Annotated in this window: 19 protein-coding genes and 1 riboswitch; of the genes, 9 read left to right on the forward strand and 10 right to left on the reverse strand. The window is 64.7% G+C overall.

Going from position 1 to position 22368, the window contains the following annotated elements; translation table 11 throughout:
* Nucleotides 1-57: 57 nt before the first annotated feature.
* Nucleotides 58-753: a deoxyribonuclease V gene (gene nfi / locus HBJ55_RS18620; protein WP_167118566.1), complete on the forward strand. Its 696-nt coding sequence runs from the start codon at nt 58-60 to the stop codon at nt 751-753.
* A gap of 58 nt (nt 754-811) precedes the next feature.
* A complete protein-coding gene (locus tag HBJ55_RS18625; protein WP_167118569.1) occupies nt 812-1375 on the forward strand; it encodes a DUF1415 domain-containing protein in 564 nt (187 codons plus the stop codon).
* On the opposite strand, the gene HBJ55_RS18630 is transcribed toward HBJ55_RS18625, so the two are convergent.
* A complete protein-coding gene (locus HBJ55_RS18630; protein ID WP_167118572.1) occupies nt 1372-2262 on the reverse strand; it encodes an aldo/keto reductase in 891 nt (296 codons plus the stop codon). The two genes, HBJ55_RS18625 and HBJ55_RS18630, sit on opposite strands and share 4 nt — an antisense overlap.
* Nucleotides 2263-2411: 149 nt before the next feature.
* Here HBJ55_RS18630 and HBJ55_RS18635 point away from each other — a divergent pair, with 149 nt between their 5' ends.
* Nucleotides 2412-2843, forward strand: a complete 432-nt coding sequence (locus tag HBJ55_RS18635; RefSeq protein WP_167118575.1) for an OsmC family protein — start codon at nt 2412-2414, stop codon at nt 2841-2843.
* A gap of 93 nt (nt 2844-2936) precedes the next feature.
* Here the strand turns inward: HBJ55_RS18635 and HBJ55_RS18640 are convergent, their stop codons facing one another.
* Both HBJ55_RS18640 and HBJ55_RS18645 read right to left on the reverse strand, forming a co-directional pair.
* Nucleotides 2937-3611 (reverse strand): gamma-glutamyl-gamma-aminobutyrate hydrolase family protein, encoded by a 675-nt coding sequence (locus tag HBJ55_RS18640; protein ID WP_167118577.1) that lies wholly within the window; start codon nt 3609-3611, stop codon nt 2937-2939.
* Nucleotides 3608-4627, reverse strand: a complete 1020-nt coding sequence (locus tag HBJ55_RS18645) for an amidoligase family protein (RefSeq protein ID WP_167118580.1) — start codon at nt 4625-4627, stop codon at nt 3608-3610. The genes HBJ55_RS18640 and HBJ55_RS18645 overlap by 4 nt, the downstream gene beginning before the upstream one ends.
* 218 nt (nt 4628-4845) lie before the next feature.
* Here HBJ55_RS18645 and HBJ55_RS18650 point away from each other — a divergent pair, with 218 nt between their 5' ends.
* The 3 genes from HBJ55_RS18650 to HBJ55_RS18660 all read left to right on the forward strand — a co-directional run bounded on the left by HBJ55_RS18650 (nt 4846) and on the right by HBJ55_RS18660 (nt 9551).
* Nucleotides 4846-7104: a mechanosensitive ion channel family protein gene (locus tag HBJ55_RS18650; RefSeq protein WP_479688614.1), complete on the forward strand. Its 2259-nt coding sequence runs from the start codon at nt 4846-4848 to the stop codon at nt 7102-7104.
* A gap of 80 nt (nt 7105-7184) precedes the next feature.
* On the forward strand, nt 7185-8696 hold the full coding sequence (locus tag HBJ55_RS18655; RefSeq protein ID WP_167118586.1) for a hypothetical protein: 1512 nt from the start codon (nt 7185-7187) through the stop codon (nt 8694-8696).
* A gap of 156 nt (nt 8697-8852) precedes the next feature.
* Nucleotides 8853-9551 carry a CBS domain-containing protein gene (locus HBJ55_RS18660; protein WP_167118589.1) on the forward strand — a complete coding sequence of 233 codons (699 nt, stop codon included), beginning with the start codon at nt 8853-8855 and terminating at the stop codon, nt 9549-9551.
* A 45-nt stretch (nt 9552-9596) separates the two neighbouring features.
* Here the strand turns inward: HBJ55_RS18660 and HBJ55_RS18665 are convergent, their stop codons facing one another.
* Both HBJ55_RS18665 and HBJ55_RS18670 read right to left on the reverse strand, forming a co-directional pair.
* On the reverse strand, nt 9597-10721 hold the full coding sequence (locus HBJ55_RS18665) for an aminotransferase class V-fold PLP-dependent enzyme (RefSeq protein ID WP_167118592.1): 1125 nt from the start codon (nt 10719-10721) through the stop codon (nt 9597-9599).
* A gap of 197 nt (nt 10722-10918) precedes the next feature.
* Nucleotides 10919-11521: a class I SAM-dependent methyltransferase gene (locus tag HBJ55_RS18670; protein WP_167118595.1), complete on the reverse strand. Its 603-nt coding sequence runs from the start codon at nt 11519-11521 to the stop codon at nt 10919-10921.
* A gap of 333 nt (nt 11522-11854) precedes the next feature.
* Here HBJ55_RS18670 and thiO point away from each other — a divergent pair, with 333 nt between their 5' ends.
* On the forward strand, nt 11855-12982 hold the full coding sequence (gene thiO, locus HBJ55_RS18675) for a glycine oxidase ThiO (RefSeq protein ID WP_167118597.1): 1128 nt from the start codon (nt 11855-11857) through the stop codon (nt 12980-12982).
* A 21-nt stretch (nt 12983-13003) separates the two neighbouring features.
* Here the strand turns inward: thiO and pta are convergent, their stop codons facing one another.
* A complete protein-coding gene (pta, locus tag HBJ55_RS18680) occupies nt 13004-15178 on the reverse strand; it encodes a phosphate acetyltransferase (RefSeq protein WP_167118600.1) in 2175 nt (724 codons plus the stop codon).
* Nucleotides 15175-16365, reverse strand: coding sequence for an acetate/propionate family kinase (locus tag HBJ55_RS18685; protein WP_167118603.1), 1191 nt, complete (start codon nt 16363-16365; stop codon nt 15175-15177). Before HBJ55_RS18685 ends, pta begins: the two co-directional genes overlap by 4 nt.
* Nucleotides 16366-16527: 162 nt before the next feature.
* Between HBJ55_RS18685 and HBJ55_RS18690 the strand changes: the two genes are divergently transcribed.
* Nucleotides 16528-17454 (forward strand): EamA family transporter, encoded by a 927-nt coding sequence (locus HBJ55_RS18690; RefSeq protein WP_167118606.1) that lies wholly within the window; start codon nt 16528-16530, stop codon nt 17452-17454.
* A 112-nt stretch (nt 17455-17566) separates the two neighbouring features.
* Nucleotides 17567-18070, forward strand: a complete 504-nt coding sequence (locus HBJ55_RS18695; protein WP_167118609.1) for a porin family protein — start codon at nt 17567-17569, stop codon at nt 18068-18070.
* A gap of 70 nt (nt 18071-18140) precedes the next feature.
* Here HBJ55_RS18695 and HBJ55_RS18700 read toward each other — a convergent pair whose 3' ends face one another.
* The 3 genes from HBJ55_RS18700 to tenA all read right to left on the reverse strand — a co-directional run bounded on the left by HBJ55_RS18700 (nt 18141) and on the right by tenA (nt 22304).
* Nucleotides 18141-19388: a PDDEXK family nuclease gene (locus tag HBJ55_RS18700; RefSeq protein ID WP_167118612.1), complete on the reverse strand. Its 1248-nt coding sequence runs from the start codon at nt 19386-19388 to the stop codon at nt 18141-18143.
* 131 nt (nt 19389-19519) lie between these two features.
* The gene (gene thiC / locus HBJ55_RS18705; RefSeq protein ID WP_167118615.1) at nt 19520-21409 is read right to left on the reverse strand and encodes a phosphomethylpyrimidine synthase ThiC; all 1890 of its coding nucleotides are present in this window, start codon (nt 21407-21409) and stop codon (nt 19520-19522) included.
* A gap of 70 nt (nt 21410-21479) precedes the next feature.
* A riboswitch (TPP riboswitch) is annotated at nt 21480-21598 on the reverse strand.
* Between the two features lie 37 nt (nt 21599-21635).
* The gene (gene tenA, locus HBJ55_RS18710; protein WP_167118618.1) at nt 21636-22304 is read right to left on the reverse strand and encodes a thiaminase II; all 669 of its coding nucleotides are present in this window, start codon (nt 22302-22304) and stop codon (nt 21636-21638) included.
* Nucleotides 22305-22368: the final 64 nt, after the last annotated feature.

Here is a 22368-nt window from a genome sequence, read left to right on the forward strand (position 1 = left end):
AAGTGAACCGCGACCGCCTACACTGCCGAACAGTCAACGTTGTGCAAGGAAGCCAGAATGATGCCACTGCATGAATGGACCCCCACTCCCGAGAAGGCTATCGCGCTGCAGCGCGAGCTGGCGCCACGAATCGAGCGCGAAGACCGGCTGGCGCCGGTACGTCATATCGCAGGCGTCGATATCGGCTTCGAAGAGGAAGGGACCATCACCAGGGCTGCAGCGGTGGTGCTGGCCTGGCCCGGCGATCCACTTGTCGGGCTGGAGATCGTGGAGCATGTCGTGCACCGCGAGCCGACCCGCATGCCCTACATTCCCGGGTTGCTCTCCTTTCGTGAGATCCCCGCGGCGTTGGCGGCTTTCGGCAAGCTCACGGTGCGGCCCGATCTGGTAATGGTCGACGGCCAGGGCATCGCCCATCCGCGCCGGCTGGGTGTGGCCTCGCATCTGGGGCTGTGGCTCGACCTGCCGACCATCGGCGTGGCCAAGTCGCGACTGTGCGGCGCCCACGACGAGGTGCCCGAGGGGCGCGGCGAGTGGACACCGCTACGCCATCGCGGCGAGACGATCGGTGCGGTGCTGCGCACGCGGGTCGGCGTCAAGCCGGTATTCGTCTCGCTGGGTCATCGCATTTCGCTGGGCACATCGCTCGACTGGGTGGTGAAGTGCCTGGGTCGCACCAAGCTACCGGAACCGACCCGGCTGGCGGATCGGCTGGCTTCGCGTCGCGGCCCGATGCCGCGTCCGGCGGATTGAGCCCCAGCCCCGACATGGCTCGGTTATACTGGCTGTTCACTATCTACCGAGCCTCACGATGCCTGAATCCCTGACGCCCGCCTGCGTTGCCACCCGTGCCTGGGTCGAGCGCTTCGTCGTCGCGCATAACGTCTGCCCCTTCGCCCGTCGCGAGCTGGTGAATGACACCATCCGTTTCGTGGAAGTCGAGGCAGTTGCCTGGGAGTTTGCCCTCGAGGCGCTGATCGAGGAGTGCCGGCGACTCGACGCCACGCCCGGGATCGAGACGACCCTGATGGTGCTGCGTCCGGGCCTGGAGGATTTCGACGATTATCTCGATTTTCTCGACGTGGCCGAGGCGCTGCTGGTCGAGCAGGGCTACGAGGGGATCTATCAGCTGGCCAGCTTTCATCCCGACTACGGCTTTGAAGGCGCCGCGACGGATGACCCCGCCAACTTCACCAACCGCTCGCCCTGGCCGATGCTGCACCTGTTGCGCGAGGCGGGGCTGGAACGGGCCTTGGCGCACTATTCCAATCCCGAGGCGATCCCTGAGCGTAACGTCGAGGCGATGCGCCGGCTCGGTACCGAGCAGTTGGTCGATGAACTGGCGAGCCTGCGCGCTTCCCTCGACAAGCGTTAGACGATGTCGAGCGGTACTTTCATGTTCGGTGCAGGAAACGCCTCGTCGAGCCGAGCCAAGGCGTCGTCGCCGAGCTCGACCCCCAGCGCAGCGGCATTCTGTTCGACGTGCTGTAGTCGCACCGCCTTGGGAATCGCGATGGTATCGCGACGGCCATTGACGGGGCGAATCGCCCAGGCCAGCAGCAACTGGGCGGGGGTGATGCCGAGCCCATCGGCTACCTCTCGCACCACTGGATGGCCGAACAGGTCCTGGCGCAGCTTGCCGGCCTGGGCCAGTGGGCAATAGGCCATCAGCGGCATGCCGAGGCGCTGCATCAGGGGGCGCAGGGAGTGCTCGATGCCGCGTGAGCCAAGGTGGTAGAGCACCTGGTTCACGGCGCAGGCGTCGCCACCGGGCAGTGCCGCCAGTGTCTCGAGTTCGTCAACGTCGAAGTTGGATACCCCGAAGCGGCGGATCTTGCCCTGTTCCCTTAATCGTTCGAAGGCCTCCAGGGTCTCCTCGAGCGGAACGCTGCCCGGCCAATGGAGCAGGTAGAGGTCGAGATGGTCGGTGCCGAGCCGTTCCAGGCTGCGCTCGCAGGCGGCAATGGCGCTGTCGCGGCCGGCATTCCATGGATAGACCTTGGAAACGAGGAAGGCCTGGTCGCGGCGGTCGGCCAACGCTTCGCCGACCACTTCCTCGGCGCCGCCATCGGCATACATTTCGGCGGTATCGATCAGGGTCAGGCCCAGCTCCAGGCCGTGCTGCAGGGCACGTACCTCGTCGCGGCGGGGCGCTAGCCCTTCGCCCATGTACCAGGTGCCCTGGCCGATGGCCGGCAGTCCTTGTGTGGGTTCATGAGCGGTAGCGGGTAGTCGGACTTGGGGAGTCGATGAGTCGACCATGGGGGTGCCTTTTATGGAAAATGTTTTCAAAATTATTCGACAAAGGGATGGCGAAGACAAGTCCATGCGCTATGGTGAGGGGTGGCAGCGTTTGTCCACGTTGCCTTCCAATCTTTGGCCAGTTCTCTTATCGCAAGGAGTCGACCCACATGAGCATCAAGAAAACCGGTAGCGCTGTCTGGGAGGGTAGCCTGAAAGAGGGCAAGGGTCAGGTTTCGACCGAGAGTGGCGCCCTGAAGGATCTGCCCTACAGCTTCGGCAAGCGCTTCGAGGGCGAGCCTGGCTCCAACCCGGAAGAGCTGATCGGTGCGGCGCACGCCAGCTGCTACTCCATGGCGCTGTCGATGATCATGGGCGAGGCGGGGATGACGCCCGAGCGTATCGCCACCGAGGCCGCCGTAACCCTCGAACAGGATGCCGGTGGCTTCAGCATCACCAGGATCCATCTCACCACCCGTGTGCGCAGCCCCGGCACCGATGCCACGGCCTTCCAGGGCGCCGCCGACAAGGCCAAGGAGGGGTGTCCGGTCTCCAAGCTGTTCAAGGCCGAGATCACGCTGGATGCCGCGCTGGAAAACTGAGCGACCGTTCGACTTGCCTGGCGGCCACCTTCGGGTGGCCGCGCTTCGTTCTGTCTGAGAAAGACGGGGCAGTGCAGCAGTCTTCCAGCAAGCCTAGGCTGCGGTGCCGTGCCGCGCGGCTTCGACCAGGGCACGTATCAGGCGCTGCTGGGGAAGATTGAAGATCAGCCACTCCGGGTGCCACTGCACGCCGATCAGGAACTCGTGGTCGCGCGATTCGATGCCCTGAACCAGGCCGTCGCGATCGCGGGCGACGATCTCGATACCATGCCCCGCCTCCTGCACGGCCTGGTGATGCAGGCTGTTGATGCGGCACCAGCTCACCTTGAGGATACGGCGTAGTTGGGTGCCGTCCATGATGTCGACCGTCTTGCGCGGTAGTACGGTACGCCGACGCTTGAGCCCTTCATGGGTGGTATAGATGTCGGGGTCGAGCGTGCCGCCCAGGTGAACGTTGAGCATCTGGGCGCCGCGGCAGATCCCCAGTACGGGCTTGCCTTGGGGAATGAAGCGCTCCATCAGTTCGAGTTCGAGCTCGTCGCGCTGGGGGTCGAGGCGCACGTCGAGCTGCACCTCGCCGCCATAGAGGTGGGCCTGGATGTCGTCGCCGCCGCCGATGATCAAGCCGTCGAGCGCCTCGGGTAGCGGACGGGAAGGGGAAAGGCGAAGCGGCCGGCCGCCGTGTCGCCACACGGCGAACCAATCGAACCACCAGGCGATACGGCTCTTGTAATCCGACGTGGTGATGCCGATGAGCGGGCGCGTCATGAGGTAGAGCGGACCTCCTTGATCCAGTTCCGCAACCTGCCGACCATGCGTGTCACGAGCGGCTGCGTGTGCAGGTTGACGTAACGGCCGGCACGTCCGTTGAGCTCCTTGCGGTCGGCTGCGAGGCGCTCCACCGCCACCCAGCGGTTCCACTCCACCACGGCGCCCCAGCCGCGCTGAGATAGCTGGGCGTTGGGCAAGCGATAGTGGAACGTCGGCCGGGGCTTGACCAAGTTGTTGCGGAACAACTCGTCCGGGTAGTCCGGGCAGAGGTGAGCAAACAGCGGGTAGAGGTCCAGCTCGCGGTTGCGCGTGGGGTTGAAGTTGATGTAGTCGGCGATCAGTGTATTCAGGTCCGGGGCGTAGTTCGGATCGAGCACCTTGAGTGCATAGTGCTTGGGAAAAGGGTTGGCGTGGGGCAGTACCTCACGCGTGATGTCGATATCGATCTCCTTGCGTAGCCAGGCTGCCAGGAGCAGGAAGGCGCGGAAGTGGCGCAGGATGGACTCGGGGGCCAGGTCGGCCACCTCGGGATTGAGGTGCAGGCCGAAGCCATACAACAGGCTGGCATCGGTGCCCTTGGCACCGTGAGCATGAAGGGCAGCGAACAGGGCGTCGAGCTCGTTCAGCTCGTTCCACGGCACCGGCGGGCAGACGATCTCGGTCGGTACCAGGCCCGTGACGACATCGCCGATCAGCTCGCGGGTCTTGTTGTGGAAATCCAGGCGCATCTGGTGGCGCTGACGTTCCCATTCCGTATCGTGCCGCGGCAATGCCTGCAACAACCTGGCATCGGGATGGGCATATTGGGTATCGAGTTCGATGACGAAATCGCCCCAGCGCGTGGCTTCGACTCGCAGTCGATGGGGGCTGACCAGCTTCAGTTCGCCACCGAACAGGTTGCGTACCAGCTCGCCAGTCTGTTGGGGAGGGAGACCGGCGAACTCGATCTCGACGCCAACCCGTCGGGTCCTACCCTGGACATTCAGAGGCTCGGGTGGTGATTGCGGCAGCATGAAGGCATCCTGTGCGACTCGAGAGTCTGACGCCAGCCTAGCACAGTGCGGCGACAAGTCGGCAGGGAGCGCTCCTGACCAACTGCTGTCCCAGCCACATGGCAAACGAAACGAGGGAGTGTCGATCGATGCCAGGAGCTTTTTCCCAACGCGGTGACATCGGGTGCTGGCGAGTGGCGATTCGCATCGGGTTGATGCTACTCATGCTGATGCCGCTGATGTGGGCTGGCCCTGGACACGCCCAGCTCTCGTTCGGGGGGCTGGGACAGGGTGAACAGGCCCAGGAGAATGCTCATGACGCCGAGACGTTCCAGCAATCCCTCGACGAAGTGATCACCACCCTGGAGGACGATGAACGCCGTGGTGCCCTGCTCGATGAACTGCGTGAGATTCATCAGGCGCAGAGCGTGGCCGCCGATGATTCCATTCAGCGCCAGGGATTGCTCGGCGCCCTGGCCGAGACGTTCAGCGAGTTGGGCGACCAGGCCGAGGCCGGTGAGTCGCCGATCGACGACTGGCAGCGCCAGTTGGAGCAGGGCTGGGCGGGGCTCAGCGACTTGGTGGTGGAAACCGGTACCAGCGAGATCCTGCGCTTCTCCATTCAGAGTGCCGTACTGCTGGGCGTCTGGGCCGGTGCGCTGATCATCCTGATTGCCCTCGGCAGGGTGCTGTTCGTGCGCCAAGAACTGCCTCTCGACCTGCCGCGGGAACCGCGAGGCTGGTTGCTGGCGCTGCACTTTCTGCGGCGCATGCTGCCCTGGGCGCTCGCTTTCGTGCTGATCATGGGGTTGGTCCAGGTGCTACCGCCGAGTCCCGGGCGCACGCTGGCACTGATCGTGGCCTACCTGGCGCTGTGCGGCCGCACCCTGTCGGTGGTCGTGGAGTGTGTGGTGTCGGTGTTCACTCGTGGGCATCGCTTCCCCGCCGTATTGATACTGCAGCAGCGGGGGCTGCGCCTGCTGTTTGCGATCGGAGCACTGATTGCACTCGGCGATGCGCTCAATGCCGCGCGGCTCTCCTTGATCGTGGGGGAAGAGCCTGCGGCGCTGGCCTCGGTGCTGGCCAACGTGCTGGCGGCCCTGCTCAGCATTCGCTTTATCTTCAAGTTCAAGCGTCCGATCAAGCATCTGATCCGCAACCGTTCCTGGCGTGTACGCCGAGAAGGCGGTACCGGCATCGAGCTGGCGCGCATCGTCGGTGGGCTCTGGCACGTACCGGCGCTGCTCATCGTCGTGGTCTCGCTGCTGGCGATCTTCGTTACCGTAGGGGATGTGGGAGCCGCGCTGGCACGCTCGATCATTTCGGCGGCTCTGCTGGTACTGACGCTGGTGATCACCGGCCTGATCCAGCGCCACAACGAGCGACACAGCAAGCGCCGCCGAATCAGCGAGTATCGCCGCCGCCTCGAGCGCTTCGGCTATGCGCTCTCGCATATGGTGGCGTGGATCGTCTTTGCCGAGCTGTCGCTGCAGGTGTGGGGCGGCTCGCTGTTCGGCCTTGGGCGCGAAGGCGTCGCCGGGGTACGTATCGGCCAGGCGCTGTTGGCACTGGGGTTCACGGTGCTGCTGGCCTGGCTGGCGTGGATCTTCGCCGATACCGCCATTCAACGCGCTCTGGTCTCTTCCGCTCGTTCCCGGGGGCGGCGCGTCAATCAGGCCCGTGCCCAGACCATCACGCCGATGATTCGCAACGTCATGTTTGCCACCATCGTGATCATCGCCGCCATCGTTGGCCTGGCCAACCTGGGGGTCAACGTCACGCCGCTGCTGGCTGGCGCCGGTGTCATCGGGCTGGCCGTGGGCTTCGGTGCCCAGACCCTGGTGCAGGACCTGATCACCGGCATCTTCATCATCGTCGAGGATTCGCTGGCCGTGGACGACTTCGTCCAGATCAACGGCCACATGGGCACCGTCGAGGGGTTGACCCTGCGCACCGTGCGCTTGCGCGACCTCGATGGCATCCTGCACATCATCACCTTCAGCGCCATCCAGTCGATCCACAACATGTCGCGGCACTTCGGGATCGCGCTGATGCGTATTCGCATACCGCATACCATGAAGATCGACGCTGCCATCTCCCTGATGCAGGAGACCGCGCAGGAGTTGCGCCAGGATCCGATGATGCGCCATCACATCTGGTCGCCGCTGGAGATGCAAGGCGTCGATCGCTTCGACGAAGGTGCCGCCGTGCTGCGCATGCGCTTTCGCACCGCGCCGGTCATGCAATGGGACGTGGCGCGTGCCTTCAATTTGCTGCTCAAGCAGCGCATGGAGGCCCAGGGCCTCGACCTCGGCATGCCGCGTCTGAGCGTGAGCATGGAGGGCCAGCCGGGCGATACCATCGCAAGCGAGGAGCCGAAAGGCGGCGGCGATACGGCACTCCCACGCGATGCCAAGGGGCGAGCCCCCGGGGAGGCCGGTATGGCCGACCCCGAAGGGTCGACCAACCCGCAGCGCGCCTCGCCGGACTCTTCTTGATGGCAAGTGGGCCGACATTCTTCGTACTATGAAAAACATTCGGCCTGTCAATGGCCTCTGGTACAAGGAGCTGCGCCGACGTGATTACCGTCGAACGCAAGGATAGCTTCCATCTCAAGATTTCCCGCGTGCTGCAGGAGGAAACGTCGCATCGGTTGGATGTCTTCTTGTTCGTGCCGGGGGAGCTTGGCCTCAACGAGCATGTCATATCCGAGGATGCCTTTTACTACAGCTCGATCCACGTCAAGCGGACCTACTACAGCGACAAGCACCACTTGCCGTTGGTGCTCAGCCGGCTGGCCAGCCGTGGCCGACTCAGCACCGAGCAGTACCGCCTGAGCTTGAGCCTCTACGCCTACCAGTACGTGGTGGCGCTGGAGCGGGCGACCCAATCGCTGCTGGATACCGCTAGACGCGTGCAACAGGCCGAGCGCCACGCCGAGACCGCCGAACGAGCCGAGGCGCCAGGCGGCGAGCCGAACGAGACAGGCGCCGGGGGCCAGGCACAGGAGCGCATCGTGGCGGCCGGTTTGCAGGAACGCCTCGAGGAGCTGTGCGAGCTGGCTCAGGGCATTCTGCGCCGCTTGCGTCGCAACCAGCCGAGCGACGACGGACTGCTCAAGTATTACGCCCATATCGACAACTACCTGTCGTGGTTCACCGAGCAGCGCCTGCTGGCGCTGGTGGCCCATCTGCCGCGAGGGCGCGACTACCGCACCATCCGTGAGCGCTTGCTGGAGATTTGCCTGGCCGAGAGCGAGCATCGCGAGCAGGCGGAGTACAACGCCAGCCGGGTGGTTCGCGACCCCACACGCATGTCCAACAAGATGCGTCTGCTGCGACGCCTCATCGAGTATCCCGTCACCCTCAAGCAGCAGACCCAGGAGCTGGGAGGCGCCGAACAGAAGGCCGTCAAGGGACTGGCCACCGGCGTGGTGATGGTCTTCGTCTCGCTGGGGCTGCTCCAGGCTCGCGATACCGTGGGCAACATCACCGCGCTGTTCGTGCTGGCCATGGCGGTGCTGTATGCCATGCGCGAGGTGTTCAAGGACGACTTGCGCAACACCCTGTGGCGCTGGCTGCGCAAGGGCCGGCCCAAGTGGCGGCGCCAATATTTCGATGCCACCAGCAACAATCCGGTGGGACGCCAGCTCGAGTGGTTCGACTACAAGCGCTTCGGCAAGCTCGACGAGCAGATCAAGCGCGTGCGCAAGCGCAACGTGGCACAGCGCGAGGAGGTGGTGCTGCACTACCGTTCCAGCTCGCGCATGTCGCCCACACGCTTTCTCAGTGGCTACGAGAAGACCCGCGAGACGCTCTCGCTCGACCTGTCTCAACTGACCCGGCTGATGGACAAGGGCAGCCACCGTGTCTATCGGCTGAAGGAGGGGCAGGTCTCGCGGGAGTCGGTCGAGAAGCGGCATCTGCTCAACCTGGTAGTGCGCGAGGAGGTCGCCAATGCCGAGCCGATCCTGCAGCGCTGGAAGATCGTCATGAGCCGTTCGCGGATCGTCGACGTGGTCAAGGTGCATCAGGAAGGCGGCAAGCCCGAAGAGGGGGAAGCGGAGCAGGACGAGACGCCCGTCGTGTAACGCCACGTGGCTTCGATGTTGTTCCAGGTCAAGTCGGCTGTCGGCTCGGTTTGCTTGTGTCAAGACAGGCGGCGAATTGTGGCTTACGCCAAGTCGAACTAGATTTCAAGGTAGGTCGGCCGCAACCCTTACCGCTCCCTTAATGGAGGTGTTGCCATGCAAGCTGCTGATGTCATGACTGCCAAAGTCATAACCGTATCGCCCGACGCCGACGTTCGTGAAATCGCTCGCCTCCTGCTCGAGAACAATATCAGCGCCGTACCCGTCGTGGACGATGGCGACAAGGTGCTGGGTATCGTCAGCGAAGGCGACCTGATGCGCCGGGTCGAGAACGATGAGGGACGGCAAAAGTCCTGGTGGCTGCGGGTCTTCGCGGGCGGCAGCAGTGCCAGCGAATACGTCAAGTCGCATGCGCGGCGGGCACGCGAGATCATGACGCCCGATCCGATCACTATCGAGGAGAACGAGCCGCTTCATCGCGTGGCCAAGTTGCTCGAGAAGCACCATATCAAGCGCGTGCCGGTGGTGCGGAATGGCAAGCTGGTAGGCATCGTCAGCCGCGCCAATCTGCTGCGAGGCTTCTCGGCCACGGCGCCCGATACGGAGACGCCGGTGACGGCCGACGATCGTGAGATCCGTGATGCCATTCTCAAGGAGGTGGACGAGAATACCGGCGTCTGGGTCGATCGTATCAACGTCATCGTCACCGAGGGTGTGGTGCAGGTCTGGGGGCTGGTGGAGAGCCAGGAAGAGAAGAAGGCCGTCCAGGTTGCCGCCGAGAACACGCCTGGCGTGAAATCCGTGGAGAACAATCTCGGCATGATGCCGCGTGGTGTAGGGGGCTACTGGACCTGACCTGAACCAATTGGGGCGGCCCAGCGCCGCCCCGGTAACCTGTTTTCAGGCAATTCGCTCAAGCGCCGCTTCCAGGTTGGCCAGGCTACGTTCGAGATCGTGCAGCTTGTCGAGCCCGAACAGACCGATGCGGAAGGCCTGGTAGTCGTCACCTTCGTCGCACATCAGCGGCACGCCTCCAGCCACCTGTATGCCGGCAGTGGCGAACTTGGCCACGATGGCCGGGTCGCTGGTATAGCAGACCACCACCCCGGGCGCCTCGAAGCCGGGAGCCGCCACGCTGCGGTAGCCGTAGCGTGCCAACAACTCACGCGCGCCATGGCCCAGGGCCCACTGCTCCTCGCATACCCGATCGAAGCCGTATTCGGCGGTTTCTTTCATGATGTCGCGCAGCCTGGCAAGGCCGTCGGTGGGCATGGTGGCGTGATAGGCGTGGCCGCCATTCTCGTAGGTCTCCATGATCGAGAGCCACTTGCGCAGGTCACAGGCAAAGCTGGTGCTGACGGTCTGCTCGATGCGCTCGCGGGCTCGTGCGGAGAGCATCACCATGCCGCAGCAGGGCAGGCCGCTCCAGCCCTTCTGCGGGGCGCTGACGAGCACGTCGACGCCGATCTCGTCCATGTCCACCCACAGCGTGCCCGAGGCGATGCAATCGAGCACGAACAGGCCGCCGACTTCGTGGGTTACCGCCGCCACACGGCGCAGATAGTCGTCGGGCAACAGCAGGCCGGCAGAAGTCTCGACATGGGGCGCGAACACCACGCCGGGCCGCTCTTCGCGAATGCTGCGCTCGACCTCCTCGATGGGCGCCGGGGCGAAAGGAGACTGGGGGTCCTGGGGCGCAAGACGGCGCGCCTTGAGCACCGTGGTCGAGGCGGCGATGGCGCCCATTTCCAGAATTTGCGACCAGCGATAGCTGAACTGCCCATTGCGGATCACCAGGCAGTGCTGATTGGTGGCGAACTGGCGGGCCACGGCCTCCATGCCGAAGGTGCCGCTGCCGGGCACGATCACGGCGCTTCGGGCCCGGTAGACCTGCTTGAGCGTCGCCGAGACGTCGCGCATGACTCCCTGGAAGCGCTGGGACATGTGGTTGAGCGAACGGTCGGTATAGACCACCGAGTACTCGAGCAGGCCATCGGGGTCGACGTCTGGCAACAGGCCGGGCATTGGTTTCTCCCTTGCGATGCTTGGCTGAAGAATTTTGGAGCCATTGAGGATAGGCCGTTTACGATCGGCGAACCAGCACGGCACGCGAAGCAGTCGCTCAAAAGGCCGCAGCCGAGTAGCTGGTTGTCGACGGGTTGGGTCAAGAGGCGTCGATGAGTACCGCAGACCAGGCGGCCTGCGGCTCCAGCCCCGGGGGCTCACTTATGGCAGAAGTAGACCCTGGCCGGCGGGATGTTGATGGGCTCGAAGGCGCTCTCTACCCGGGAGAAGGTCTGGTGCAGGTCGGAGGAAACCTTGGGTGAGAACTGGTAAATCAGCATGGAGCCTTGTGGTGCCAGTGCCGACCGGCTGCCTTCGAGGATACGTTCCCGACAATCGGCCGGCATGGTGCTGAAAGGGAGGCCCGCCACCACGTAATCGGCCGCCGGGAGGCGCAATCGTTCCAGCTCGGCTTCGATCGTCTCGGCCGAACCGGCGATCACCCTCAGCCTTGGATCGAACAGCGTACGATTGAGATAGTCGACGAAGTCTTCGTTGGTCTCGATGACCAGCAGCGTTGCGTCAGGGTGCAGGCGGTTGAGGATCTCCTGGGTGATGGTGCCCACGCCGGGCCCGTATTCGACGATGACTCGAGCTTTCTCCCAGTCGACCGGTTCCAGCAGTCGGCGAATGAGAAAGGAAGAACTGGGGATGATCGAGCCAAGCATGCGGGGATGCTTGAAGAAATTGCGGGCGAACAGCGACAGTTGAGCCCGTCGCTCGGGGCCTGCCACGACCGAGGGTCGCTCTTGAACCGCCATGGGCATTCCTCCTTCAGTTTTAGCTGACATTTCTCCACTCTAGGCCAGCCTGGACCAGCGTGAAAGGCCGAGCTTACCAGCGCAGGCTTGCTTGCGGTGCTCCTGACCGTTGTCGTTAGCGCTGATCGTGCCCGATGAGGTTACGGAGAGACACGGCTTTTGGTTACCATGGAACTGCTGCGTCGGCGCAGCGAGAGGTGGAAGGGCACCGCTGCCTGACGACCCTCGCTCTACAACAGTGTCATTGCCTGCGCCCCGCCATGCCGGGGCGCAGTCGTGTCATGGGACCTGAACGTTCGCCGCCTGGGCGGGCATGAGTCACGGGAGCGCTGTGTGAACGATTTTCTTGTCGTCGGTGGCGGGGTCATCGGCATGCTTACCGCCTGCCAACTGGCCGAAGCCGGCCACGGCGTGACCTTGGTGGAGCGGGGGCGCTGCGGTCAGGAGGCCTCCTGGGCCGGTGGCGGCATCGTCTCGCCACTCTACCCCTGGCGTTACAGTGAGCCTGTATCCCGGTTAGCCCATGGCGCCTCGCACCGCTATGCCGAGCTGGCAGACAGGCTGCTCGAGACCACCGGTATCGACATCGAATACAGCCAGAAGGGGTTGCTCTATCTGCGCGTGGACGATGCCGAGCACGCCTTCGCATGGGCGCAGCGTCAGGGCTGGCCGCTGGAGCGTGTCGATGCGTCTTCCATCTATGCCAAGGAGCCGTGGCTGCGTGAAGGAGTGACGGATGGCCTGTGGATGCCGACGCTGGGCAGCGTGCGCAACCCGCGGTTGTGCCGGGCGTTGCGCTCGCGGTTGGACGCGTTGCCCAACGTGACGCTGGCGGAGAATGTCGCGGTACAGCGGCTCGCCATCGAGCGGGGGCGTGCCTGTGGCGTGGAGACAGCGCAAGGGCGCATCGACGCCGGCCACGTGATCTTGTGTGGCGGCGCCTGGAGCGGTGTTCTGCTTGCCGAACATGACGTGGCGCTGCCGGTACGCCCGGTCAAGGGGCAGATGATGCTGTTCGCCACGCCGCCGATGCCCGGTGGCCGCCAGTTGCTCGAGCGGGTAGTGCTGGCCGACGGGCGCTACCTGATTCCGCGTGCCGACGGCCGCGTGCTGGTCGGCTCGACGCTGGAACAGACCGATTTCGACAAGTGCACCACCGCGGAGGCGCGCGAGTCGCTGTGGCAGAGTGCCGTATCGATGCTGCCGGCGCTGGCCGACTGCGAGGTCGAGCACCACTGGGCCGGGCTACGGCCCGCGGCCCCGGACGGCATTCCCTTCATCGGTGCCGTGCCGGGCATCGAGGGGCTGCACGTCAACGCCGGGCACTACCGCAACGGCTTGGTGCTGGCGCCGGCGTCGACCCGATTGCTGGTCGACCTGCTGCTGGGGCGCGAACCGGTCATCGATCCCGCTCCCTATGGGCCCGAACGCCTGACCAGGCAGGAGCGGGCAGCCGTCTAGGTGCTCTGGCCTTGGGCCAGCCTAGCCGCGCTGGGCGGCCTGGATCGCGGTCAGCGCAATGGTATAAACGATGTCGTCGACGAGTGCGCCTCGCGAGAGGTCGTTGACCGGCTTGTTGAGTCCCTGCAGCATCGGCCCCACGCTGACCACCCTGGCGCTGCGCTGCACCGCCTTGTAAGTGGTGTTGCCTGTGTTGAGATCGGGAAACACGAACACCGTGGCGCGCCCGGCCACCGGTGAATCGGGCGCTTTCTGACGGCCGACGCTCTCGATGGCAGCGGCATCGTACTGCAACGGGCCATCGATCAGCAGATCGGGGGCTTGTTCGCGAGCCAGGCGCGTAGCCTGACGCACCTTGTCGACATCGACACCGCTGCCCGATTCGCCGGTGGAGTAGCTGATCATCGCCACCCGCGGCTCGATGCCGAAGGCCTGTGCGGAGCGTGCGCTCTGGATGGCGATCTCGGCCAGCGCCTCGGCATCGGGGTCCGGGTTCACCGCGCAGTCACCGTAGACCACCACCTGTTCCGGCAGCAACATGAAGAAGATCGACGACACCTGGCGATAGCCGGGGGCGGTCTTGATCAGTTGGAAGGCGGGGCGCACGGTATTGGCGGTGGTATGGATAGCCCCCGAGACCAGGCCGTCGACCTCGTCGAGCTGTAGCATCATGGTGCCGAGCACCACGTTGTCCTGCAGTTGGTCCTCGGCCGTCAGCTCGTTCACCTTGCCGCGGCGGCGTTCCACCATGGGCGCTACGTAGCGGTGACGAATCCGCTCGGGATCGAGGATCTCGAGCCCCTCCGGCAGTTCGATGCCGCGATTGTGCGCCACTTCCTCGACCTCTTCGCGGCGGGCCAGCAGTACGCAGTTGGCGATGCCACGGCGCTGGCAAATTGCTGCGGCCTCAACGGTGCGAGGCTCGTTGCCTTCCGGCAGGATGATGCGCCGGTTGGCGCGCTGCGCCAGCTTGACCAGTTCATGACGGAATGCCGACGGCGACAGGCGCGGCGTGAATCCGCGGCTCAGGTGATCCTTTAGCCATTGGAGGTCGATATGACCGGCCACGAAACGGGTCACTTGTTCGGCGCGTTCCAGATCGTCCATGGGAATGTCGTTGCCCATCCGGCTCAGGTTCTTGGCCGTGGTGAAGCTGTCGGTATCGACCGCCAGTACCGGCATACCGGTCTTCAGCGCCGGCCGGCACATCTCGATCATGTTGTCGTTGGGCATGAAGCCGTTGGTCAGCAGCACGCCGGCCATGGGCACGCCGTTCATGGTGGCCAGCGCCGAGGCGAGGACGATGTCGTCGCGGTCACCGGAGGTCACGATCAGGCTGCCGGGGCGGAACACGTGCAGGGCATTGGCGGCGCTACGCGCGCACAGGCTGGTGGAGAGCACACGGCGGTTGGCCGCGTCGCCCTCGCTGAGGAAGCGGGCATCGAGCGCCCGTGCCACGTCGACCACCCGCGGTGCGATCAGAGCCGGGTTGTAGGGAACCACGCCGATCAGATGGAAGCGGTCGGTGGCGAGCGCCGGCGAATAGCGGCGCAGCTCGGCGAGGAAGGCGTCGTCGAGCAGGACGTTGCTGGTGCCCGGGGCCAGCGACGGCTCCTCTGCACCGGGCAGGTTCTGCATGCGCATCAGGATGCAGCCCAAGGTACGCGTGGAGCCCACCCCACCGAAGGCGCGGGCGTGCATGTCGAGCTGCTCGGCCAGCGCGCCGGGAGCGACGGCATCACCGCTGCCGACCAGGATGATCCGCGCATTCAGCGCATGGGCCAACTGGGTGTTGAGCTGGGTAGCGTAGGTGCCATGGGCGGTAGGTACTACACCCTCCACCACGATCAGGTCCGGTGCGCTGCCGTCGTGACTCTCCACGGCCTGATCGAAGAGTTCGATGACCTGTTCCATCAGCACGTCGAGGCGATCCTGGCGTAGCAGGCGTTCCATGTCGGCCTGAGCGATGGGCGCCGGCGGGCGCAGCCCGAGCGTGCTGCTCACCAGCGCGGTGGAGCGGTCGGGGCCGGGGCCGTTCAACTCATCCTGGCGGAACGGCTTGAAAAAGCCGGTCTTGAGGCCGATGGTGTCGAGCGCCTGCATCAAACCCAGGCTGGCCGAGGTCAAGCCCACCCCGACGACGGTCGGCACCATCAGCAGGATCTGGGGTTGCGGTCGTACGTCGTGCGGCGTCATGTGTCTGTTTCTTCCCTACTTTGAGCCAGGCGTTGGCGGGTTTCGGTAGCGATCTGTCCCTCTTCGTCGGTGGGAATGACCCATAGCTGGCGACCCCCGGCGTCGATGCGGCCCTCGCGTCCCCGGATCATTTCGCTATTGACGGTTCGGTTGAGCTGCAGGCCGAAATGGGGCAGCAGCCCGATGACCCGTTCGCGTACCTGGGCGGAGTTCTCGCCGATGCCGCCGGTGAAAATCAGACCATCGAGGCGGGGCAGGGCGCAGGAGAGCGCCGCCAGCGACTTGGCGATGCGGTAGCAGAACACCTCGATGGCCAGCGTCGCCCCGGGATGACCCTGTGACTCGGCGGCCTCCAACTCGCGCATGTCGTTGGTCAGTCCTGACAGCCCCAACAGGCCGCTGTTGCGGTTGAACACCTCGTCGATGCGATCCAGCGACCAGCCCAACTGGCGGGAAAGATGCGCGTGCAGGCCCGGATCGACATCGCCGCTGCGTGTGCCCATCACCAGCCCTTCCAGTGGGGTCAGTCCCATGCTGGTGTCGAGGCTTCGGCCTTGCCATACGGCGCAGGTGGAGCAGCCGTTGCCCAGGTGAGCGGTGAGCCAGGCGCCGCCCTCGAGCTCGCTCAGCGCATCGGCGCGTCGGCTGACGTAGGCGTGGCTGGTGCCGTGGAAACCGTAGCGGCGAATGGCGTGGTCGCGGTAGAGCGCTTCCGGCAGGGCGTAACGGTAGGCTCGCGGCGGTAGGCTCTGGTGAAAGGCGGTATCGAACACCGCCACCTGGGGCAGCTCGGGAAACAGCCGACGCGTGGCCGCCAGTCCTTCCAGGTTGGCAGGGTTGTGCAGCGGGGCCAGCGCCGAGGTGCGTTCGATCGCCTCGACGACGTCGTCATCGATCAGCGCGGCTTGGGTGAAGCGCTCGCCGCCATGCACGATGCGATGGCCCACGGCGATCGGCCGACGCCCCTCCAGGCGATGGAGGATGGCTTCCAATGCACGGGTGTGATCGGCGCCACCGAGAGCCTGCGTGAAGGGTTTGCCGAGGCTGTCGACGCCCTTGAGCCGGGCATCGGCGCTACCCAAGCGTTCCGCCAGCCCGGCCAGACGCGGCTGGTCCGGTTCGGATGGCACCAAGGCATATTTGATCGACGACGAACCGCAATTGATGACCAGTACCGAGGCGTTCATCGGGGCTCCGCAAGGAAGTGAGTGTAGAGGCAGGATAGACGTAAGACTTTAGTCTATCACTCTGGCATCGCTATCGATCCTGTTCCAGGTCAAGCCGATATTTGATTAGCCGTCTATCGAAAATCTTGGCATGCTGAAGCACTCAAACTGTCGGAAGCCGCCATGTCGACCAATACCGCGGCGCTTGGCAGCGCATTGCTGCCGCGCCATCTTGCCGTACTGCTGCTGGCCAGCGTCGCTACCCTATTCGCCGGCAACCATGTCGCGGCCCGCTTGGCTTTCGACGAGGGCACCGGGCTGCTGCTCGCCGTGCTAGTGCGTTCCGCCGTGGCGCTCACCGTGCTGGTGGCACTTTTCCTGTGGCAAGGCAAGCGCTTGTCGCTACCGGCCGGCACTGGTCATTGGCAGCTCCTGGCAGGACTGATGGTCGCGATCCAGAGTCTGTGCCTCTACTCGGCGGTGGCGCGCATACCGGTCGTCGTGGCGCTGCTGCTGATGAACACCTTCCCCATTCAACTGGCGCTGCTCACCTGGGCATTGGGCGGGCCGCGCCCGACGCTACGCGCGGCGTTGATCATGGCCGCGATTCTGGCTGGCCTGGTGGTCGTGCTGGACGTTCCAGCCTGGCTGGCGAACCCCGAGGCACTCGGTCCGCAATGGCTGCCCGGGGTGGCCTTCGGCCTGGCGGCGGCGGCGGCCTTTTCCTGCGCGCTATGGATTACCGAGCACCACCTGGGAGAGGTGGGCAGCACGCTGCGTAGCCTGCTGACCATGCTCACCGTCTTCGTGATGATGATCGTCGCCGGCGCGCTGCAACTGGTGCCCGGTGGGATGGCGCTACCGGCAAGCCCGTCGGGCTGGGGTGCGCTGGTGGCGCTGGCACTGCTCTACAGCGTGGCGTTCTCGGTCTTGTTCATCAGCGTTCCGCGGCTGGAGATGGCACGCAATGCGCCGGTCATGAACGTCGAGCCGGTGGCTTCACTGTTGCTTGGGTATCTGGTGCTGGGACAAATGCTGTCGGGAATGCAGCTGATCGGCGGAGCGATCGTATTGGGTGGCATCGTCGTGCTCAGCTTGTCGCCGCGTTGAGCCTGCCTCGGCATCGAGTTTGTCGCGTTTAGATTCGTCTTGCGTACCTCCGGACTCTGTACCAGACTTGAAAGCGAAGTATGGAAACACTGTTTCTTAATGGAGGTGCGCTATGAAACTGCTCGCCATTTCCACTGCCGTGCTGATGGGCACTGCTCTTGCTTCCTCAGCCCAGGCCCAGCAATATCAGATGCCGATGTACCCCCAAGCCTATGCTGGCGCCGACGCCATGTTCTGGGAACTCGATCCCGATCAGGGCTCCTCGGCCGATTCCGTGGGCCTGCGTCTCAATGGTGGGATGCAATTCAACGACTATTTCGGCGCCGAGGCTCATCTGGGTACCGGCGGCTCCGACGGCGCGACCGAGCTCGATTATCTTGTAGGCGCCTATGCCAAGGGCATTCTGCCGGTTTCGCAGGAGTTCCGGCTGTATGGCCTGGCGGGCTTCACCGAAGTGGATTTCGACGCCGACAGCGAGAGTGGCTTCTCGTATGGTGCCGGCGGCGAGTTCGATGTGGCGCCCAACCTGGCGGTGGGGGCCGACTACATGCGCTACCTGGACGAATCGGCTTACACCTTCGATGCGGCAAGCATCGGGATTCGCTACCGTTTCTGAGTTGACCCGTCTGCGCGCCCGCCGCGCCCCCATGACGTTTGTCATGGGGGCGACTTCGTTAGCGGCTCAATCAGTGCCCCGGCCACTCGCCATGTTCCTTCCAGCTCTCCAGCAGGGCGGGCAGGTGCTTGAGGTCTCCGTTCTCGACGACCTCGACCTGCAAGCCCTGAAGCCGCTGCAGGTCGGTGAGCCGCTGCCGGGACTTGTCGAACTCGCCGCAGGCCAGCAGTACCCGGGTAGCGGCGAGCCCTGCTGAATGGTTGAGCATGCCGTGCAACCGCTTCAGGCCCTGCTCGATACAGGCGCTGGAGCCGGGGCGCGTGATGAGGGACTCAATGAACAGCAACCGGTTGCGTTCCACTGCCAGGCAATCGGATACCACGGGTTCGCCGTTGTGCTGGCCGCTCAGGTCGAGGATATGAGCCTCGCTGCAAACCCGCGCTAGCCCGGCCTCCTGGGCGCTGAGCCAGGCATACTCCGTCAACCAGCCGCCGCCCAGGTAGTACCCGCCCTCCAAGGAATCGATGGCCACGACGTCGGCTGCATCGCTCGACCAGTGCAGTAGGCCGGCCTCATCCAGCGCCTTCAACGCATCGGTAGCTGGGAAGCACGGCGATTCCTTCAACCACTGGCGCTCGGCGCCGGGTCGTAGCCGGGCTTCCGAGGGGGTGACGCTCTCCAGCGCACCTCCCTCGCCGTGCACCATGTCGTGCAGTTCTCCGAGCAGAACGGCCAGGCGGTCGGCATGATGGGCGAGGTAGCGGGTAAGGTGCTTGCGCTGTTGACAAGCCTGGCGCCACTCGCCTTTATCGGACAGTGCACGAACTCGCTTGCGGCCATTGGCCAGCAGGTAGCGATCGACGTCCAGTACCGGCTCGATGGCCATGATGTCGGGGGCTGAGTCGGGGCTATCGCACGCCAAGCGGTAGAGCGCCCCCGCTCGAATGTCCACATGCAGCCAGTCGGCGGAGCAGCGCTGCATGGCATGCTGGAACAGCAGGGCAGTAAGCGTGCTGCAGCCGCCCGCGTCCAGGGTGACCGAGAGAGAGGGGTTATCGAACTGCTGGCGATACAGGGATTCGGCTAACGCATCGGCATATTCTGCGCAGCGGTGGGGCTCGTCGTCCGGAAGGCGAGCGTGTGTCTCGATCTCGGTTCCACGGGGCAGTTCGTGGCGTAGCAGAATCGCCAGTCGCTCGGCCGCCTGGGGCGGTGATTGGCATGGTATCAGCACGATCCGCTGGGGACGAAGCTGCAGAATCGGTATCAGGCTTACCTCAGGGCGCTCGGTTACCAGCGCGACGTGCAGGTGTGGCATGGGCTTGCTCCCTCCGCACTTGGTCCTTGCAGATTCCTACAGGCTACATCCGAGCGTTCCGTGCTGTCGCCTGTGGCGACAAAAAAACACGCCGGCCCTGGGGCCGGCGTCATGGTTGGTAGCGGCCTGGTTCACACCTCCTTGTAGAGCTCCGCTCCCGTCTGGCGGAACTTCTCGGCTTGCTCCTCCATGCCTTTCATGACGGCTTCCTGGTCACCGTCGAGGCCGTGTTCGGCGGCGTAGTCGCGCACCTCCTGGCTGATCTTCATCGAGCAGAACTTGGGGCCGCACATGGAGCAGAAATGGGCGACCTTGGCCGAGTCCTTGGGCAGGGTTTCGTCGTGGTACTCGCGGGCGGTGTCGGGATCGAGACCCAGGTTGAACTGGTCCTCCCAGCGGAACTCGAAGCGCGCCTTGGACAGCGCGTTGTCACGGCGCTGGGCGGCCGGGTGGCCCTTGGCCAGGTCGGCGGCGTGGGCGGCGATCTTGTAGGTGATGATGCCGGTCTTGACGTCATCCTTGTTGGGCAGGCCCAGATGCTCCTTGGGCGTGACGTAGCAGAGCATGGCGCAGCCGTACCAGCCGATCATCGCCGCGCCGATGCCGGAGGTGATGTGGTCGTAGCCGGGGGCGATATCGGTGACCAGCGGCCCGAGCGTGTAAAAGGGCGCCTCGTCGCAGTATTCGAGCTGCTTGTCCATGTTCTCCTTGACCAGGTGCATGGGCACGTGGCCGGGCCCCTCGATCATCACCTGCACGTCGTGCTTCCAGGCGATCTTCGTCAGCTCACCGAGGGTCTTGAGCTCTGCCATCTGGGCCTCGTCGTTGGCATCGGCCACCGAGCCGGGGCGCAGGCCGTCGCCCAGCGAGAAGGCCACATCGTACTGCTTGCAGATCTCGCAGATCTCCTCGAAGTGGGTGTAGAGGAAGCTTTCCCGGTGATGGAACAGGCACCACTTGGCCATGATCGAACCGCCGCGCGAAACGATGCCGGTCACCCGCTTGGCGGTCAGCGGCACGTAGCGCAGCAGCACCCCGGCATGGATGGTGAAGTAGTCGACGCCCTGTTCGGCCTGCTCGATCAGGGTGTCGCGAAATACTTCCCAGGTGAGATCCTCGGCCACGCCCTTGACCTTCTCCAGCGCCTGGTAGATCGGCACCGTGCCGATCGGCACCGGCGAGTTGCGGATGATCCACTCGCGTGTCTCGTGGATGTTCTGACCGGTGGAGAGGTCCATGATGGTGTCCGCACCCCAGCGGATGCCCCAGGTCATCTTGTCGACTTCCTCTTCGATGGAGGAGGTCACCGCCGAGTTGCCGAGGTTGCCGTTGATCTTCACCAGGAAGTTGCGGCCGATGATCATCGGCTCGGACTCGGGGTGGTTGATGTTGCAGGGGATGATGGCGCGCCCGGCGGCGACTTCGGCACGCACGAACTCCGGCGTGATCTCCTCGGGCAACCGGGCGCCGAAGCCCTGCCCGGGGTGCTGATGACCGAGGATGCGCTCGACCTCGGCCGTGCCCAGGGCTTGCCGGCGCTGATTCTCGCGGATGGCGATGAACTCCATCTCCGGCGTGACGATGCCCTGGCGGGCGTAGTGCAGCTGGGTGACGTTCTTGCCTGCCTTGGAGCGGCGGGGTGTGCGGGTGAGGTCGAAGCGTAGCGGGGCGAGCATGGGATCGCTGGCGCGGCGCTTGCCGTACTCGCTGGTGGGGCCGTCGAGGAACTCGGTGTCATCGCGCTCCTCGATCCAGGTGCGGCGCAGCTCCGGTAGCCCCTGGCGCAGGTCGTTGCTGGCCGCCGGATCGGTGTAGGGGCCGGAAGTGTCATAGACCAGCAGCGGCGGGTTCTGTTCGTCGGCGCCGGAGGTCCTGGTCGGCGACAGCGAGATCTCGCGGAAGGGCACGCGGATATCGGGTCGCGAGCCTTCGACGTAGACCTTGCGCGAACCGGGCAGCGGCTGGATGGCGGCCTCGTCGACCTTGGCGGTCTCGGCGAGGAAGTGGGCGGTCTTGCTCATGGGTGTTCTCCCTTGTTGTGGGTCGTCAGGGAGGACAGCTGGGGAGGACAGGGGCAGCAGTGCGGCGCCTTGCTGCGTGTCGCTTGATCCCTACGCTGGTCCTAGCCAGTTCAGGTTCAACGGGATCCATGCTGGGCGCGCAGCGCTGCATGATCTCAGCCGTCTTCAACGGCACCCCGTCAAGCGTGTTTGCCCGCCATGTCGGCGGGTACTGCATGGCAGCGGGTCAGATCGCTCGATCCAGTCCCATCTGCCAAAAGTCGATCTCGAGTCGCGTAGCATCGCGGAACACCTCGGCGAGCTCGGCAAAGCGCGCCGGAGTGACGTCGGCCAGGCGTGTATCGAGCCACTCCAGCTCGGCGCGCATGGCGCCCTGGAATTCGTCGCTCTCGTACATGGCGATCCAGGCGTCATAGGGGTTGATCTTGCCGCGCAGCGTGAAGGACTGCGCGTTCAGCCAAGTGGCGATCTCGCCATAGCCCACCAGGCAGGGGGCGAGTGCCACGTGCAGGTCGAGCAGATCGCCGCGGTTGCCGGTATCGAGTACGTAGCGGGTATAGGCCATCGTCGCCCGTGCCTCCGGCAGCTGAGCGAGTTCTGCCTCGCCGATTCCCCATTCGCGGCAGTAGCCCACATGCAGGTCCAGCTCCACGTCGAGAATCGCCTTGAGGCCTTCATGGGCCTGGCGCAGGTCGGCGAGGCTGCGGCTCTTGTAGGCGGCCAGCGCGTAGGCGCGGGCAAAGTGGATCAGGAACAGGTAGTCCTGTTGCAGGTAGTGGCGGAAAGCGCCCTCTGCGAGAGTGCCGTCACCCAGGCCGCGCACGAAGTCATGCTCGATGTAGGCGCGCCAATCGTCGTGGCAGGCGTTGGTCAGGTCGGTGAAGCGATAGCCCATCTTGCCTCCGGTATCGAATCGGATCCGGAACGCGGGCGGGAGGAAGTCAGAGGTGGCTGGGGTG

The organism is Billgrantia bachuensis (genome assembly GCF_011742165.1).
Lineage (GTDB): Bacteria > Pseudomonadota > Gammaproteobacteria > Pseudomonadales > Halomonadaceae > Halomonas > Halomonas bachuensis.

What these genes read in the sequence shown, in the direction of transcription:
- nfi (WP_167118566.1), top strand. Translation starts at nt 58, where the DNA reads ATGATGCCACTGCATGAATGGACCCCCACTCCCGAGAAGGCTATCGCG.
- HBJ55_RS18625 (WP_167118569.1), top strand. Translation starts at nt 812, where the DNA reads ATGCCTGAATCCCTGACGCCCGCCTGCGTTGCCACCCGTGCCTGGGTC.
- HBJ55_RS18630 (WP_167118572.1), bottom strand. Translation starts at nt 2,262, where the DNA reads ATGGTCGACTCATCGACTCCCCAAGTCCGACTACCCGCTACCGCTCAT.
- HBJ55_RS18635 (WP_167118575.1), top strand. Translation starts at nt 2,412, where the DNA reads ATGAGCATCAAGAAAACCGGTAGCGCTGTCTGGGAGGGTAGCCTGAAA.
- HBJ55_RS18640 (WP_167118577.1), bottom strand. Translation starts at nt 3,611, where the DNA reads ATGACGCGCCCGCTCATCGGCATCACCACGTCGGATTACAAGAGCCGT.
- HBJ55_RS18645 (WP_167118580.1), bottom strand. Translation starts at nt 4,627, where the DNA reads ATGCTGCCGCAATCACCACCCGAGCCTCTGAATGTCCAGGGTAGGACC.
- HBJ55_RS18650 (WP_479688614.1), top strand. Translation starts at nt 4,846, where the DNA reads ATGTGGGCTGGCCCTGGACACGCCCAGCTCTCGTTCGGGGGGCTGGGA.
- HBJ55_RS18660 (WP_167118589.1), top strand. Translation starts at nt 8,853, where the DNA reads ATGCAAGCTGCTGATGTCATGACTGCCAAAGTCATAACCGTATCGCCC.
- HBJ55_RS18665 (WP_167118592.1), bottom strand. Translation starts at nt 10,721, where the DNA reads ATGCCCGGCCTGTTGCCAGACGTCGACCCCGATGGCCTGCTCGAGTAC.
- HBJ55_RS18670 (WP_167118595.1), bottom strand. Translation starts at nt 11,521, where the DNA reads ATGGCGGTTCAAGAGCGACCCTCGGTCGTGGCAGGCCCCGAGCGACGG.
- pta (WP_167118600.1), bottom strand. Translation starts at nt 15,178, where the DNA reads ATGACGCCGCACGACGTACGACCGCAACCCCAGATCCTGCTGATGGTG.
- HBJ55_RS18685 (WP_167118603.1), bottom strand. Translation starts at nt 16,365, where the DNA reads ATGAACGCCTCGGTACTGGTCATCAATTGCGGTTCGTCGTCGATCAAA.
- HBJ55_RS18690 (WP_167118606.1), top strand. Translation starts at nt 16,528, where the DNA reads ATGTCGACCAATACCGCGGCGCTTGGCAGCGCATTGCTGCCGCGCCAT.
- HBJ55_RS18695 (WP_167118609.1), top strand. Translation starts at nt 17,567, where the DNA reads ATGAAACTGCTCGCCATTTCCACTGCCGTGCTGATGGGCACTGCTCTT.
- HBJ55_RS18700 (WP_167118612.1), bottom strand. Translation starts at nt 19,388, where the DNA reads ATGCCACACCTGCACGTCGCGCTGGTAACCGAGCGCCCTGAGGTAAGC.
- thiC (WP_167118615.1), bottom strand. Translation starts at nt 21,409, where the DNA reads ATGAGCAAGACCGCCCACTTCCTCGCCGAGACCGCCAAGGTCGACGAG.
- tenA (WP_167118618.1), bottom strand. Translation starts at nt 22,304, where the DNA reads ATGGGCTATCGCTTCACCGACCTGACCAACGCCTGCCACGACGATTGG.